The sequence below is a fragment of the Rhodanobacter sp. FW101-FHT13A11 genome, from assembly GCF_058790335.1.
Window position 1 is genome coordinate 106223 of sequence record NZ_JBYTCN010000010.1, and the last position, 15825, is coordinate 122047.

Here is a 15825-nt window from a genome sequence, read left to right on the forward strand (position 1 = left end):
GACCACAGTCCAACGACAGGCCTTCGCCATGAACACCGCCGTCAACCTCAAGGAAGCCAGCGAGCACGCCGTGCTCGATACCGCCCACGTGGGCGATATTCGCGGCGCGCTCGGCACCATCGCCCACAACGATCATGCACGACGCGATGGCTGGGGTGCGCGCTTGCGCACCCTGCTGGCCATTCTCGGCCCAGGCCTGATCGTGATGGTCGGCGACAACGACGCTGGCGCATTCAGCACCTACACGCAGGCCGGCCAGAACTACGGCACGGTGCTGCTATGGACGCTATCGCTGCTGATCCCCGTGCTGTATGTGAATCAGGAGATGGTGCTGCGACTTGGCGCAGTGACCGGCGTGGGCCACGCTCGCCTGATCCTGGAACGCTTCGGCAAGTTCTGGGGCGCGTTCAGCGTGATCGATCTTTTCATCCTCAACGCGCTCACCATCGTCACCGAGTTCATCGGCATCAGCTTAGGTCTGGATCACCTTGGGCTATCACGCGATTGGGGTGTAGCGATTTCGGCGGTGCTCATCATCCTCACGGCCTCCACCGGCAACTTTCGCCGCTTCGAACGGTTTGCCTTGCTGCTGGTGGTGGGCAGCCTGGTGCTGGTGCCGGTGCTACTGATGGTGCACCCGCCCTTGTCGCAGATCGCGCACAACATGGTTGTGCCCAGCATGCCGAAGGGTGCGCCGCTGAGCGACGTGATGCTGCTCATCATAGCCATCGTGGGTACCACGGTCGCGCCGTGGCAACTGTTCTTCCAGCAGAGCTATGTGATCGACAAGCGCATCACGCCCCGCTTCATGGGCTACGAGAAAGCGGATCTCTGGATCGGCATCGTGCTGGTCATCATCGGCGCGGTGGCCATGATCGCGTTCACCGCAGCCACCTTTGCCGGCCGTCCGGAAATGGGCCAGTTCGCCGATGCGGGCGCGGTGGCTGCAGGCATTGCCAAATATGTGGGAAACACGCCCTCGGTGCTGTTCTCGATCGCCCTGATCGATGCCAGCATCATCGGTGCTTCGGCCGTCTCGCTCTCGACCGCCTATGCCATCGGCGACGTGCTGGCGGTGAACCACTCTCTGCACCGCAAGCCTTCGGAAGCCAAGCTGTTCTACGCGGTATATGCCCTGTTGATCGCCGTGTCCGCCGGCTTGGTGCTGATCCCGAATGCACCGCTTGGCCTCATCACCAATGCCGTGCAGACCCTGGCGGGCATCCTGCTGCCGGGCGCATCGGTGTTCTTGCTGCTGCTGTGCAACGACAAGGCCGTGTTGGGCCCCTGGGTGAACAAGCCGCTCACCAACATATTCACGAGCGCGGTGGTGGGGGTGCTGGTGCTGCTGTCGGTCATCCTCACCGCCTCGGTGCTGTATCCCTCGATCACCAGTGCGCAGATCATCGGCGTGCTGATCGGCGGCGGCGTATTGATGCTGGTGCTCGGTTTGGCTGTCGCGATCCTGCGCCAGCGCCGTCCCGCGCCCACGGTGCCGATGGCCAGCTCCAGCGTCGACAAGGCCGAATGGCGCATGCCGCCGCTGCACAAGCTACCGCCGGCGCAGATGAGCGTGCGGCGGCGGATCTGGCTGGGCGTGCTGCGTGCCTATCTGGCGGCGGCACTGATCCTGGCCATCGTCAAGGTCGTGCAAGTCCTGATCGCCAAGGCCTAATGGAGCGACGGGCATGAGGAACATCCTGCTTACGGCGTGGTTCCGGCTCAGCCAGCCTCCGTCGCGTTGACCTCGCGCTGGCCGCAGGGGCGGCCAGCCACTCCGATTTCTTCATCGCACCGTCGAGATCAGTGGACGCGCCATGCGTCCGCTGCGGGCCACGTTGCGCCCTAAAACATCCATCGGATACGCCTCCATGAAAATCCAGACTCGAATCTCGCGAACCTCACTCTCCCTGTGGCTGCTGTGGCTGGGCGCCACGGCCTGCGTGACTCCCATCCACGCGCAGGACGCGCTCACTACCACGGATGTCGATCGCAGCCCCACGCCGTCGCCGCCCCGGAGCAAAGGCAACGGCGACACCCGCGAGGAGAACTTCAACATCCACGCCCAGACCACCTATGTTTACCAAAACAAGCATGGCTTCAGTGCGCCCTACACGGGTCCGCAGAGCCTGAGCGCCACGCCGGAGTACAGCTACACGTGGACGGCGACTGCATACATCGGGGCGCGCTTCTGGACAGGCGGTGAGCTGTATCTCGATCCCGAGGTCGTGGTGGGCAGACCGCTCTCCCATCTTTTTGGCCTTGCCAGCATCCAGAACGGCGAAATCCAGAAGAACGGCGGCACACGGCCACGGGGTTACTGGGCACGTTGGTTCCTGCGGCAGACCTTCAACCTCGGCGGCGACAGCACGCACGTGGATGACGGCCCCAACCAGTTGGCCAGCAACTATGACTCCCGTCGGTTCGTCATGACGCTGGGCAAGATCACCCTGACGGATCTGTTCGAGAAGAACACCTACGCCAACGACCCGCGCACCCAGTTCCTGAATTGGGCGCTGATCACCCACGGCGCCTGGGACTACGCGGCCGATGCGCGCGCCTACACCATCGGCGGCGCTGGCGAGTTGTACTGGGACAACTGGGTATTCCGCGTAGGACGATTCATGCAGCCCAAGGTCGCCAACGGCACCACGCTCAACGAAAACATCGGGCGTTACCACGGCGACGAGGTCGAGGTGGAGCACGACTACAAACTCGGCGACTTGCCGGGCTTGGTTCGGGTGCTGGCATTCCGCAATCACGAGCTGGCCGGCAGCTACACCGACGCGCTCGCCCTGGCGCAAGCCACCAACAGCCTTCCGGATGTCAATGCCGTGCTCAAGCCATCCTCCAAGGTCGGTTGGGGCGTTAGCTTCGAGCAGCGGCTCGGCAACGATGTCGGTGTGTTTCTACGCGCCAGCGGCGCCAACGACCGCATCGAGGAATTCACGTTTACCGAGATCGATAACGACTTGTCGGCTGGCGTGTCCATCAACGGCACATCATGGGGACGCTCGGAGGATGTACTGGGGGTGGCTTTCTCAACGGCCGGGCTGAACCGCCAGCACCGGGAGTATCTTGCTGCCGGCGGTCTGGGCGGGTTTCTCGGCGATGGCCAGCTCAGCCACTACGCCAGGGAGGAGGTGCTGGAGGCTTACTACAGCTATCGTCTGTTCAAAGGTGTCGAGATCAGTCCCGATGTCCAGTTGATCCGTAACCCCGGTTACAACGCGGATCGTCGCGGCCCGGTGTTCATTGGCGGAATCCGCCTGCATTTGGAAATTTAACTGGCACGGAACGCCCCGTTTCTGGCGAGAAACGGGGCGTTCTATCCCGAGCAACTGCCTGCATGGATCTTTTTCGCAACCGCGATCTACGCCATGCATTGGATCGTTGAGCAGATCAGCCATAACACTAGCGCGCACGCGAGCCTACGCGCTTCGCAGTTGATTCCCCGAGTACATAGCTGGAAGAAGATTGGCGGCCAGTAGCATGATCCGCATGCATGCCCCCGAGTTGCGCAGATATAGTCAATCATGCGAATGCTGGTGGTGGATATCCGGATAATGCGGGTGACTGTGCGTGATCGGTTCGTGGGTATGCGGGTGCGTATGCGGCTCCTGGCCATCCCACTCGAAATCGTGCGTGTGCTGGTGATGCGCGTCGTGCACATGGCAATGGGTGTGGGTCATCGCTTCGTGGGTGTGCAAGTGCTCGTGGTGCTCGGTCAGGTGCAGCCATACGCCCGCGCCCATTAACACCGCCGCTATCAAGAACATCGGCGAGGCATGGTCACCGAAGGCAAGGATTGCGATCGCCGCCCCCATGAACGGCGCCGTCGAAAAGTACGCGCCGGAGCGTGCCGATCCCAATCCACGCAGGGCGAGCACGAACAACACCAGGCTGATGCCGTACCCGAACAGCCCGACCGCCATCGCTTCGCCGATGGCAGGAGCCGCAGGCACACGCGCACCGAGCATGAGCGCGATTCCGGTATTGACCACGCCGGCCACGGTTCCCTTGAGTCCGGCCAGGAACAGTGCGTCGGACGCAGAGACCTTGCGCGTGAAATTGTTGTCCAGCGCCCAGCACAGGCAGGCACCCGCGATCCACCACGCGCCCCAGCCCAGGCCGACTGTTCCGGGAGAGGAGCTTGGCCAAGCCAGGAACACGGCACCCGCAACAATCAGCGCCATCCCCAGCACAACGCGACGGTCCGTGTTCTCGCGGAACACGACCCATGCCAGTACGGCCGTCAGCACCGCTTCGAGATTCAGCAACAGCGACGCCGATGCCGCCGACGTCGTCGTGAGTCCAAGCATCAACGCCAGCGGGCCGAGTACCCCACCAAAGCCAATCGCGAGCAGCAGCCAGAGCCACTCGCGTCCGGAGAGGGACGGGGTATGCCAGCCGCGATCACGCATCAGCCGAATCAGCCCAAGACCGATGCCGCTTCCGAGGTAAAGCAGCCCGGCCAACAGCACCGGCGACAGGTCGTGCAGCAGTTGCTTTGCGAATGGCGTGCTCGCACCGAACAGCAGCGCGGCGAGCAGCGCCGTCCAAATGGTCGAGGGGAGGTTAGCGATTCGAGACATGCGCGCAGGGTAAATTGGGTGGTCTAGCCAACGCCGCCTAACGTGGCCATCAAGCGATGGTATCAAGATCGCTCATTGACAGAGCTGAAGAACAGGTGGGGGCTGTTTAGGCCGAGGTTGGGCGGTGGTTAGACGGGTCGGTGGCGCCGCGTGGTGGGGCAGGTAGGGTGAGCGCCCCACCAGGTCGACCGAAATCCGATGTGCACGGAGCCAGCCACTCGGATCATCCCTTGTTGCCCAACTTTTCCATGGTTCAATGTCCCCAGATTGAGCGCCGATTCCGAAAATTCGGCTGATTTAAGGTATCTCGTTGATTTTCCGTGAGAAAGAACTTGGACGTCTAGTAGGTTTTGAATCGAGGACTTGGACGGTACTTGGACGTCATTTCGCACCCCCTCAGGCCCCCAGCATGCTATTAGCATGTAAATCCGCCAAAACAGTACATAAATAGCAAGAGCCAAAATCTTGAAATGATTGACAAAAATGACAAAGAGGCGCATGCTAATTGGTTGGCCGCCCACTCTCCCGGCATGCGCCAGTACCTGTCGGCCAAGGCCGCGCACCCGGACGTGCTGCTGTTCTTCCGCATGGGCGATTTCTACGAGCTGTTCTACGACGACGCCCGCAAGGCGGCGCGGCTGCTCGACATCACCCTGACCCAGCGCGGGCAGTCCGGCGGCGCGCCGATCCCGATGGCCGGCGTGCCGTACCACGCGGCGGAAAACTACCTGGCGCGGCTGGTGCGGCTCGGCGAATCGGTGGCGATCTGCGAGCAGATGGGCGACCCGGCGCTGGCCAAGGGCATCGTCGAGCGCAAGGTGGTACGCGTCGTCACGCCGGGCACGGTGACCGACGCCGCATTGCTGGAGGAACGCCGCGACAACCTGCTGCTGGCGATCGCCGCCGGGGCGCATGGCGGCTACGGCCTGGCCTGGGTCGACCTGTCCAGCGGCCGCTTCCTGCTCAGCGAGGTACCAAACGCCGAGGCGCTGGCCGCCGAGCTGGCGCGGCTGCAGCCGGCCGAGACCCTCATCCCGGAGGACGTGGCCTGGCCGAAGCTGGTCAGCGCCCTGCCCGGCCTGCGCAAGCGCCCGCCGTGGCATTTCGACGGCGACGCCGCCACGCGCGAGCTGAACCGCTTCTTCGGCACCCGCGACCTGGGCGGCTTCGGCGTGGACAAGCTGCCGCTGGCAGTCGCCGCCGCCGGCTGCCTGCTCGGCTATGTCGAGGAAACCCAGAAAAGCGCGCTGCCGCACCTCACCGGCATGGCGGTGGAAAGCGCCAGCGAGACGATCGCGCTGGACGCCGCCACCCGCCGCAACCTGGAGCTGGATACCCACCCAAGCGGCCGCACCGAACACACCCTGCTCGGCGTGCTCGACGAAACCGTGACACCGATGGGCGCACGCCTGTTGCGCCGCTGGCTGACCCGGCCGCTGCGCTCGCGCGAACTGCTGCGCCAGCGCCATCAGGCGATCGGCACGCTGATCGACAGCCGTCGTTACGACAGTCTGCGCGAACAGCTGCGCGGCATCGGCGACCTCGAACGCATCCTCGCCCGCGTGGCACTGCGCTCGGCGCGCCCGCGCGACCTGTCTACGCTCAGGGACGGCCTGCTGGCCGCCCCTGAGCTCACTCGTGCGCTCGTCCCTGATCGCGAAAATCAAGAAGCGGGAGTTGCCAGTGCGATCATCCCTGATCGCGGAAATCAAAAAGCGGCCATCCATGGCCGCACTCTTCAAGAAAGCCTCGGCCCATTGCTGCACGCACTGGTCGAACGCATCGGCGACCATGCGGATACGGCGGCCCTGCTCGCCCGTGCCGTGGTCGAACAGCCGCCGGTGCTGCAGCGCGACGGCGGCGTGATCGCCGACGGCTACGACGCGGAACTCGACGAACTGCGCCGGCTGTCCACCCACGCCGACCAGTACCTGGTCGAACTGGAAGAGCGCGAGAAGGCCGCCTCCGGCATCACGACGCTGAAGGTCGGCTACAACCGCGTGCACGGCTACTACATCGAGATCACCCGCGCGCAGTCGGACAAGGCACCCGCGCACTACACGCGCCGGCAGACCACGAAGAACGCCGAGCGCTACATCACCGAGGAACTGAAGGCGTTCGAGGACAAGGTGCTGTCGGCGAAGGAGCGTTCGCTGATGCGCGAGCGCGCGCTGTACGAGGCGCTGCTCGACACGCTGACCGAGAAACTCGAACCGCTGAAAACCGCCGCTGCCGCGATGGCCGAGCTGGACGTGCTGGCCACCCTGGCCGAGCGCGCCGAGGCGCTGGACTGGAGCGCGCCGCAGCTCACCGACGAGCCCGGCATCGCAATCGAGCGCGGCCGCCATCCGGTGGTCGAGAAGGTTCGCGACGAGCCGTTCGAGCCGAACGACCTGAAGCTCGACGACACCCGCCGCATGCTGGTGATCACCGGCCCGAACATGGGCGGCAAGTCCACCTACATGCGCCAGAACGCACTGATCGTGCTGCTCGCGCACATCGGCAGCTACGTGCCGGCGGCGAGCGCGGTGATCGGCCCGATCGACCGCATCTTCACCCGCATCGGCGCCGGCGACGACCTCTCGCGCGGCCAGTCCACCTTCATGGTGGAGATGAGCGAGACGGCGAACATCCTGCACAACGCCAGCGCGGACAGCCTGGTGCTGATGGACGAGGTCGGCCGCGGCACCAGCACCTACGACGGCCTCGCGCTGGCCCGCGCCGCCGCCGTGCACCTGGCGCGCCACAGCCGTGCCTACACCCTGTTCGCCACCCACTATTTCGAGCTGACCGAACTGGCCGGCGAATTCCCGGCGATCGCCAACGTGCACCTGGACGCCGTGGAGTTCCACGACCAGAAGCGGGGCGAGCAACTGGTGTTCATGCACGCGGTGAAGGAAGGCCCCGCGAATCGCAGCTTCGGCCTGCAAGTGGCCGCGCTGGCCGGCCTGCCGAAGTCGGTGATCGCCGACGCGAAGCGCACCCTGGCCGAACTCGAGCGCGGCATGCACCAGCACGCCGGCGCGTACGCGCCGGCCGCCGACACCTCGCCGCAACTGGGGCTGTTCACCCCGGCGCAGCCTTCCGCCGCCGAGCGGGCGCTGGAAGAGATCGACCCGGATGCGCTGACCCCGCGCGAAGCACTGGAAGTGCTGTACCGCCTGAAACGGCTGGACTGATCGCGCCCCGGCGGGCTATGTCGCCCGCCACCACCCTGCGCTCACGCCTCGTTGGCGATATTGGCCTGCCGTGGGCGCCCCGGCCATAGCCATAGGCTATCGCCGGCATCGGAACATTCGAATTCCGTTGATCGCCATGTCTGCGTAGATTGACCGGACACCCGAGTCACCTCCACAGGAGCCCGACATGAGCCAGAACCGCAAGACGCTGACCACCGACGCCGGCGCCCCCTTGGCCGACAACCAGAACAGCCTCACCGCCGGCCCGCGCGGCCCGCTGCTGGTGCAGGACGTGGCGCTGTTCGAAAAACACGCGCACTTCAACCGCGAGCGCATCCCCGAGCGCGTGGTGCATGCCAAGGCCTCGGCCGCGTTCGGCACGCTCACCATCACCCACGACATCACGAAGTACACCCGCGCCAAGGTGTTCAAGCCGGGCACGCAGACGCCGATGCTGGCACGCTTCTCCACCGTCGCCGGCGAGCGCGGCGCGGCGGATGCCGAGCGCGACGTGCGCGGCTTCGCGCTGAAGTTCTACACGGAAGAAGGCAACTGGGACCTGGTCGGCAACAACACGCCGGTGTTCTTCATCCGCGATCCGTACAAGTTTCCCGACTTCATCCACACCCAGAAGCGCGATCCGCGCAGCAATATGCGCAACCCGATCGCCATGTGGGATTACTGGTCGCTGTCGCCGGAGTCGCTGCACCAGGTCACCACGCTGATGAGCGACCGCGGCATCCCGGCCACACTGCGCCACATGCACGGCTTCGGCAGCCACACCTACAGCTTCTTGAACGAGGCCGGCGAGCGTTACTGGGTGAAGTTCCACTTCAAGACCCGGCAGGGCATCAAAAACCTCACCAATGCCGAGGCGGCGACCTTGATCGGCAACGACCGCGAGTCGCACCAGCGCGACCTGTACGAGGCGATCGAGCGCAAGGACTTCCCGCAGTGGACGCTGTGCGTGCAGATCATGCCCGAAGCCGACGCGGAGAAAACCCCGTACAACCCGTTCGACCTGACCAAGGTATGGCCGCACAAGGACTATCCGCTGGTCGAGGTCGGCGTGATGGAGTTGAACCGCAACCCGGACAACTACTTCGCCCAGGTCGAGCAGTCCAGTTTCTCGCCGGCCAACGTGGTGCCCGGCATCGGCTTCTCGCCGGACAAGGTGCTGCAGTTCCGCCTGTTTTCCTACGCCGACGCGGCACGCTACCGGCTCGGCGCCAACCACGACCAGCTGCCGGTGAACCAGCCGCGCTGCCCGGTGCACAACTACGCGCGCGACGGGTCGATGCGTTACGGCGGCAACGGCGGCGGCAGCGTGAACTACGAGCCGAACTCGTTCGGCGGCCCGGTCGAAGACCCCTCGGTGAAGGAGCCGCCGCTGAAGATTTCCGGCGACGCCGACCGTTATGACCACCGCGTCGGCAACGACGACTACAAGCAGCCCGGCGACCTGTTCCGGCTGATGAGCGAGCACCAGCAACGGCAGCTGTTCGACAATATCGCGGCGTCGATGCAGGGCGTGCCGGAAGACATCGTGCGCCGCCAGCTCGGCCACTTCGCCAAGGCCGATCCGGCCTACGCGGCGGGCGTGGCCAGGGCGCTGGGGCTGGCGATCTGACGCGATGCGTCAGCCGATGCCGTGAACCACCTGCAAGGTGGCTTGCGGCATCGCGGCCGTGGCGGCCAAGCGCGGCGTGGCCTCCGCGTCGGGCATCGCGATATCGGGGATGTCGGCCAGTTCCTCGGGCGACAGCGCCTCCGCCGCCAGCATCGCGAGCGGCGTCTCGCTCGGCACCGGCGCCAGCGGCAGCCGCGCGGCCAGCCGCCCCGACTGCACCAGCTGGCCGATGCGCAGGTACACCTCGTTGCGGTCGAACGGCTTGCGCATGAAATCGTCGGCGCCGAAGCGCTGCACGTAGAACTGCTCGGTCGCCTGCGGGTTGCCGCTGATCATCACGATGGGGATGTGCCGGGTCCGCGGATCGTGGCGCAGCGCGCGCAGCACGGCGAAGCCGTTCATGCCCGGCATCACGATGTCGAGGAAGATCAGCGCCGGCTGCTCGCTGCAGGCCAGCCCGATCGCGTCCAGGCCGCTGGTGGCGTTGAGTACGGCGTAACCGTCCTGGCGCAGCATCTTGCCGAGCACGGCGCAGATCGTGGGCGAATCGTCGACCACCAGCATGCGCGCACCCAGCGCGGCCCGTGGCGCCTCACTCTCCTCGGCGGCCGTGTGGTTGCCGAGCAGGCGCTTGAAGAAGCCGATGCCATTGATCAGTGCGTGTCCGTCCAAGCAAGCCTCCCGGGCCGGTGGGATGGCGCGGCAGCGCCAACCCCGTGGATTTGCGAGGATATTCCCGCAGATCCGGCCCCCGTTCTGCGATGCACTGCTCAGCGCGTGTCCTTCAGCCGTCGCAATTCGCGCCGCGCCTGCTTGTCCGGGCGCTTCACCGGGCCGCTCGCACCGACCAGGCGATGCTGCTCGCGGGCCGCCTCGCGCGCCACGCGGCTGGCCGCGGTCTCGCGGTACAGCGCCTGCGCCGCGCTGGCCGGGCCGCGCCGGTCGGACAGCGCCAGCACTTCGACCTCCAGCCGCTCCTCGCCGCGGCCGATCTTCAGCCTGTCGCCCACGCGCAACGTCTTCGCCGGCTTGCAGCCGGCATCGTTGACGTCGATGCGGCCGCCGTCGATCGCCTGCTTGGCGAGGCTGCGCGTCCTGAAGAAGCGTGCGGCCCACAGCCACACGTCGGCGCGCGTGTCGGTCGTTGCCGGCGCTGGCGGTTTGCTCATGGCGCGGATTATCGCGCCATCGCGGCTGCGCGTGGCTCAGTCCTGTCCAGCCGGCGGCACGGCCATGTCGTGCGGATCCGGCATCGCGATGTCCGGGATCGCGGCATGCTCGGCCTCGCTGGGCTCCGGTTCCGCCGGAACCGTCTCCTCCGGCGCGCACTGGCACACCACCAGGCGGCCGCTGCGGGTGAGGTGTTCGATGCGGGCAAACACCTCGCTGCGGCCGAACGGCTTCTTCATGAAATCGTCGGCGCCGAAGCGCTGCACGTAGAACTGCTCGGTCGCCTGCAGGTTGCCGCTGATCATCACGATCGGGATGCCGCAGGTCAGCGGGTCGTGGCGCAGCGCGCGCAACACGGCGAAGCCGCTCATGCCAGGCATCACGATGTCGAGGAAGATCAGGTCGGGGCGATCCCTGCGCGCGATCTCCAGCGCGCTCTCGCCGTCGGCGGCCTTCAGCACCACGTGGCCGTTCTGCGCCAGCATCTTGCCGAGCACGGCGCGGATGGTGGGCGAGTCGTCCACCACCAGCACGCAGGCTTCCTTCGGCCCGCCGCTGCGTGGCGCCGTGCGGCGCTCGCCATGATCGCCGAACATGCGCTTGATCAGATCGAAACCTGCCATGACATGAGCCTCCCCCAGCCCATGGATTCCGGCCGCTAGTCTCGGCGCAGCACGGGTCGGGCGCAAGCCGCGCGCTACGCCCCGAGCAGCAGGTTGCCCAGCGGCACGGTGAGCAGCGACAGCACGATGCCGGCGCCCAGCACGGTGTTCGCCAGGGTCGGTTCCAGCTCGTACTCGTCGGCCAGGATCGCCGCCGACACCATCGGCGCCATCGCCGCCTGCAGCACGCCGACGGTGAGTACCAGCCCGCCCACGCCGGCCGCCTTGCCCATCGCCCAGCACGCCAGCGGCGCCAGCAGCAGCTTCCAGCCCAGGCCCCAGCCCGCCGCGCCGAGCTGGCGCTGGCCCGGATGGAACTTGAACTGCAGGCCCACCGAGAACAACGCCAGCGGCGTCAGCGTGGCGCCGACCGGCGCGAACACGCCCTCCAGCACGACCGGCCAGCCGCCGCGCAGGCCTGCCACGATGCCCGCGACCAGCGCGACGAAGGCGGGAAACGTGACGATGCGGCGCGCGATCGGGCCAAGCCGAGGCGTACGCCCGGAATAGAGCGAGGCCACCACGATGCCGGCCGAGGCCAGCACCGGGAACGTGCCGATCTGGTCGGCCACCACCGCCAGCGCCAGGCCCGCCTTGCCATGCAGCGCCTGCACCATCGGATAGCCCATGTACGCCGTATTGCCCAGGCCGCAGACCAGAATCAGCGCGCCGGTGCGCTGCCGCGACCAGCCCAGCCGCGGCCCGAGCAGGCCGAACAGCAGCCAGGCACCGCCGAAGGTGAGCCACATCGCCGCCACCGGGAACCACAGCTGCGGGTCGAACTTCACCTTCGGGATCAGTTCCAGCACCAGCGCCGGCAGCGCCACGTTCAACACCCACCAGTTGATGCCCGGCACGATCCCGGCCGGCGGCTTCGCGAAGCGCGCCACCAGGGTGCCGAGGATCAGGCAGACGAACAGCAGCAGCATCGCGCTCATGGGCGGCCATCGCAGGGAAGTCGCCCATTAAACGCGATGCCGCACCTGCGCGGAAGCCGGCGCCGCGGGCTTATCGGCGATAATCCTTCGTCCATCGTCCGCGCAAGCCCGCCGCCATGAACGACCCTCCCCATCTCGCGCACGGACTGGCCGGCGACAGCACGCCGCCGGACTGGCCGCCGCTGGCCCTGGACGAGGTCGCGGCGCTCCTGCGCGGCTATCCGGCGCCGGGTACGCCGCTCCGCATCGACTGGCACAGCCCGCGGCCGCTGTCGGCCGCCTGCCTGGTCGCCACCGACCGCGGCACGTTGTTCGTCAAGCGCCACCATCGCGACGTGCGATCGGTGGCCACGCTGGAGGAGGAGCACCGCTTCATCGCGCACCTGCGCGCGCACGGCATGCCGATCCCCGCCGTGCTGCCCGATGCGCGCGGGCGCACCGCGGTGGCGATCGGCGACTGGACCTACGAGGTGCACGGGCGCGCCGGCGGCATCGACCTGTACCGCGAGGCGATCTCGTGGGAGCCGTTGCCGAGCCGTGCGCATGCGCTCACCGCCGGCCGCATGCTGGCCGCCCTGCACGATGCAGCCACGGGCTACCGTGCGCCGCAGCGCGACACCCACCTGCTGGTCGCGCGCAGCGAGCTGATCCGCGCCGCCGATCCGGTCGCCGCGCTGCGTGCGCAACTGCCGCAACGCCCCGGCCTGGCCGACTACCTGCGCGGCCGCGACTGGCCGGCGGATCTCGCCGAACTGCTCGCGCCCTGGCACGCCGCCGCGCAGCCGCGACTGGCGCGGCAGCCCCCGCTATGGACGCACGGCGACTGGCACGTCTCCAACCTGTGCTGGAGCGACGACGGCGACGACGCACGGATCGGCGCCGTGCTCGACTTCGGCCTCGCCGCCGCCAACTTCGCGCTGTTCGACCTCGCCACCGCGATCGAGCGCAACGCGATCGCCTGGCTGGCGCTCGACGCCGACGCCGACGCCGCCCGCCCCGACATCGCCCGCGCCCTGATCGACGGCTACCGCCGGCATCGCCCGCTCTCCAGCGCCGATCTCCACCTGCTGGCCGACCTGCTGCCACTGGTGCACGTGGACTTCGCGCTGTCCGAAGTCGAGTACTACCACGCCGTCACCCGCTCGCCCGCGAACGCCGACATCGCCTACGACACCTTCCTGCGCGGCCATCCGGCGTGGTTCCGCACGCCGCCGGGGCAGGCCCTGCGGCAGGCGATCCGCGACCACGCCTGAGCCGGGAGGGCGCCCGCGTCGCGGCGGTCCGTGCCCAATCGTGGTTAAATGGGCGTTCTTGAAGCGGGGGTGCCCGGCATGGCCGGGCTGAGAGAGTCCCTTGGAACCTGATCCGGTCCGTACCGGCGTAGGGAGCTTGCAGATCCGGCACGTCCAGGCGACGGCCGGGTCGCCGTCGCTTCGTCCGCATCACCTGAAGACGACGATGGCCGCACTCCGCACTTTTCCCGCCCGCTCCCCCCTGATCCTCGCCTTGCTCGCCGTCATGGCCTCCGCCCATGCCGCCGACGACACCACCAGGCCGCAGGCCACGCCGCTGGCGCCGGTCCACGTCGAGGCCGACAGCGCGCACGGCTACCACGCCGACAACTCGCAACTGGACACCTTCGGCAGCTTCGGCAATGCGCCGCTGCAGGACACCCCCGCCGCGGTCAGCGTGATCACCCGCGACCAGATCGACGATCGCCAGCCACGCACGCTGAGCGAACTGGCGCGCGCCGACGCCGCGCTGGGCGACAACTACGCGCCGGTCGGCTACTACCAGGACATCGCCATCCGCGGCTTCGCGCTGGACCTCGCCACCGGCTACCGGCTCAACGAGATGAGCCTGGCCGGCGAGCAGCCGATCGCACTGGAAGACAAGCAGCGGGTGGAAATCCTCAAGGGCCTCGGCGGCCTCGAAGCGGGCGTGCTGGCGCCGGGCGGGCTGGTCAACTACGTCAGCAAGCGCCCGGCCGAGGTACGCAGCGCCACCGTCGGCACCGACTCGCACGGCTCGCGCTACCTCGCCGTGGACGTCGGCGGCTGGCTCTCGCCCACGTTCGGCGTGCGGGTGAACGCGGCGCATGAAGGCATCCACTCCTGGGTCGACCACGCCGACGGCCGGCGCAACCTGCTGTCGCTGGCCGCCGACTGGAAGATCAGCGCGGACGCCACCCTGCAGCTGGACAGCGACTACCAGGCCAGCTCGCAGCGCTCCGTCTCCGGCTACCAGCTGCTCGGCGGCCGCACCCTGCCCGCCCGCCCCAGCCGCACCCGCATGCTCGGCTTCCAGCCGTGGCAGCAGCCGGTCGGCGTCGGCGCCAGCAACAGCACGCTGCGCTTCGACTACCGCCTCGGCAACGACTGGCACGCACAGCTCTCGGCCGGCCACAGCCGCGCCATGATCGACGACAACGTGGCGTTCGCCTACGGCTGCTTCTACTCGCCCGATTGCGCCAGCGGCGCCACCCCGGGCTGGTTCTTCGCGCCGAACGGCGACTACGACATCTACGACTACCGCAGCCCCGACGAGGTCCGCAGCAACGACGAGGCCCGCGCGGTGCTGAAGGGTTCGTTCGACACCGGCGCCATCGGCCACGAAGTCAGCCTCGGCGCCAGCGCGTTCCGCCGCACCATCGACCTGCGCCCCTACGTCTACGACTACGTGGGCACCGGCAACATCGACCAGGTCGACCCGCCGTACTTCGCGCCGTCGCCGAACCAGCCGGGTGCCTCGGCGCGACGCCTCACCAGCTGGCAGCACTCGATCTTCGCGCTCGACCGCATCCACCTCGGCGCACACTGGCAACTGCTGGCCGGCGGCCGCTACGTGCGCCTGCACGAGCGCGCCTACGACGACGCCGGCGCGCCGCAGCGCGACACCCGCCTCGGCAAGGCACTGCCGCAAGCCGCCGTGCTGTGGCAGCCGAGCAGCCGGCTGACTGCCTACGCCAGCTACAGCGAGAGCCTGTCGCTGGGCAACCCGGCGCCGTACTGGACCTCCAACGGCGGCACCACGCTGGCCCCGCTGCTGGCACGCCAGACCGAGGCCGGCGTGAAGTACGCCTGGAGCGACGCACTCGGCCTTTCGGCCGCGCTGTACCGCATCCGCCAGCCATACCAGTTCGCGCGGCCGGACGGCAGCGCCGCGGGCTTCACCTTCGTCCAGCAGGGCAACGAGGCGCATGCCGGGCTGGAACTCAACGCCGCCGGCCAGCTGAGCGACGCGCTGCGCCTCACCGCCAGCGTCAACCTGATCCGGGCCCGCGCACAGGGTACCGGCACGGCCGCCTACGAGGGCCACCAGGTGGTCAACGTACCGCGCCTGCGCACGGCCCTGTACGTGGATTATCGCCTGCCGTTCGCGGCCGACATCGGCCTGCTCGGCGGCTGGCGCTACGCCAGCCCGAACGTCGCCACGCCGGACGGCATGACGCGCGTGCCGGCGTACCACGTGTTCGATGCCGGCCTGCGCTACACCACCCGGTGGAACGACCACGCGCTGACCGTGCGGCTCAACGTCGACAACGTGTTCAACCACTTCTACTGGCGCGACACCGGCAGCTCCGGCGGCGACAGCTACCTGTTCCCGGGCGCGCCGCGACTGGCGCGGCTTTCCGCGACCTTCGCGTTCTGA

Annotated in this window: 11 protein-coding genes and 1 riboswitch; of the genes, 6 read left to right on the forward strand and 5 right to left on the reverse strand. The window is 67.6% G+C overall.

Features of this window, described 5'->3' with window-relative positions:
* Positions 1-28 precede the first annotated feature (28 nt).
* Both AC3WRN_RS12540 and AC3WRN_RS12545 read left to right on the forward strand, forming a co-directional pair.
* On the forward strand, positions 29-1675 hold the full coding sequence (locus AC3WRN_RS12540; RefSeq protein WP_492623213.1) for an NRAMP family divalent metal transporter: 1647 nt from the start codon (positions 29-31) through the stop codon (positions 1673-1675).
* A 196-nt stretch (positions 1676-1871) separates the two neighbouring features.
* A complete protein-coding gene (locus tag AC3WRN_RS12545; RefSeq protein ID WP_492623214.1) occupies positions 1872-3287 on the forward strand; it encodes a carbohydrate porin in 1416 nt (471 codons plus the stop codon).
* 243 nt (positions 3288-3530) lie between these two features.
* Here the strand turns inward: AC3WRN_RS12545 and AC3WRN_RS12550 are convergent, their stop codons facing one another.
* The gene (locus AC3WRN_RS12550) at positions 3531-4595 is read right to left on the reverse strand and encodes a DMT family transporter (RefSeq protein WP_492623215.1); all 1065 of its coding nucleotides are present in this window, start codon (positions 4593-4595) and stop codon (positions 3531-3533) included.
* A 470-nt stretch (positions 4596-5065) separates the two neighbouring features.
* Between AC3WRN_RS12550 and mutS the strand changes: the two genes are divergently transcribed.
* Together mutS and AC3WRN_RS12560 are read left to right on the forward strand one after the other, a co-directional pair.
* Positions 5066-7774, forward strand: a complete 2709-nt coding sequence (gene mutS / locus AC3WRN_RS12555; RefSeq protein WP_492623216.1) for a DNA mismatch repair protein MutS — start codon at positions 5066-5068, stop codon at positions 7772-7774.
* A 187-nt stretch (positions 7775-7961) separates the two neighbouring features.
* Positions 7962-9404 (forward strand): catalase, encoded by a 1443-nt coding sequence (locus AC3WRN_RS12560; RefSeq protein ID WP_492623217.1) that lies wholly within the window; start codon positions 7962-7964, stop codon positions 9402-9404.
* Positions 9405-9413: 9 nt separating this feature from the next.
* Here the strand turns inward: AC3WRN_RS12560 and AC3WRN_RS12565 are convergent, their stop codons facing one another.
* From AC3WRN_RS12565 to AC3WRN_RS12580, 4 genes are all read right to left on the reverse strand, one after another.
* Positions 9414-10076: a response regulator gene (locus AC3WRN_RS12565; protein WP_068096795.1), complete on the reverse strand. Its 663-nt coding sequence runs from the start codon at positions 10074-10076 to the stop codon at positions 9414-9416.
* Between the two features lie 98 nt (positions 10077-10174).
* A complete protein-coding gene (locus AC3WRN_RS12570) occupies positions 10175-10573 on the reverse strand; it encodes an RNA-binding S4 domain-containing protein (RefSeq protein WP_492623218.1) in 399 nt (132 codons plus the stop codon).
* Between the two features lie 36 nt (positions 10574-10609).
* Entirely contained in the window at positions 10610-11197 is a 588-nt protein-coding gene (locus AC3WRN_RS12575) for a response regulator (RefSeq protein ID WP_492623219.1), read from the reverse strand.
* A 74-nt stretch (positions 11198-11271) separates the two neighbouring features.
* On the reverse strand, positions 11272-12165 hold the full coding sequence (locus AC3WRN_RS12580) for an AEC family transporter (RefSeq protein WP_492623266.1): 894 nt from the start codon (positions 12163-12165) through the stop codon (positions 11272-11274).
* A gap of 125 nt (positions 12166-12290) precedes the next feature.
* Here AC3WRN_RS12580 and AC3WRN_RS12585 point away from each other — a divergent pair, with 125 nt between their 5' ends.
* On the forward strand, positions 12291-13427 hold the full coding sequence (locus tag AC3WRN_RS12585) for a phosphotransferase enzyme family protein (RefSeq protein WP_492623220.1): 1137 nt from the start codon (positions 12291-12293) through the stop codon (positions 13425-13427).
* 55 nt (positions 13428-13482) lie between these two features.
* Positions 13483-13578: riboswitch (TPP riboswitch) on the forward strand.
* A 54-nt stretch (positions 13579-13632) separates the two neighbouring features.
* Entirely contained in the window at positions 13633-15825 is a 2193-nt protein-coding gene (locus AC3WRN_RS12590; protein ID WP_492623221.1) for a TonB-dependent siderophore receptor, read from the forward strand.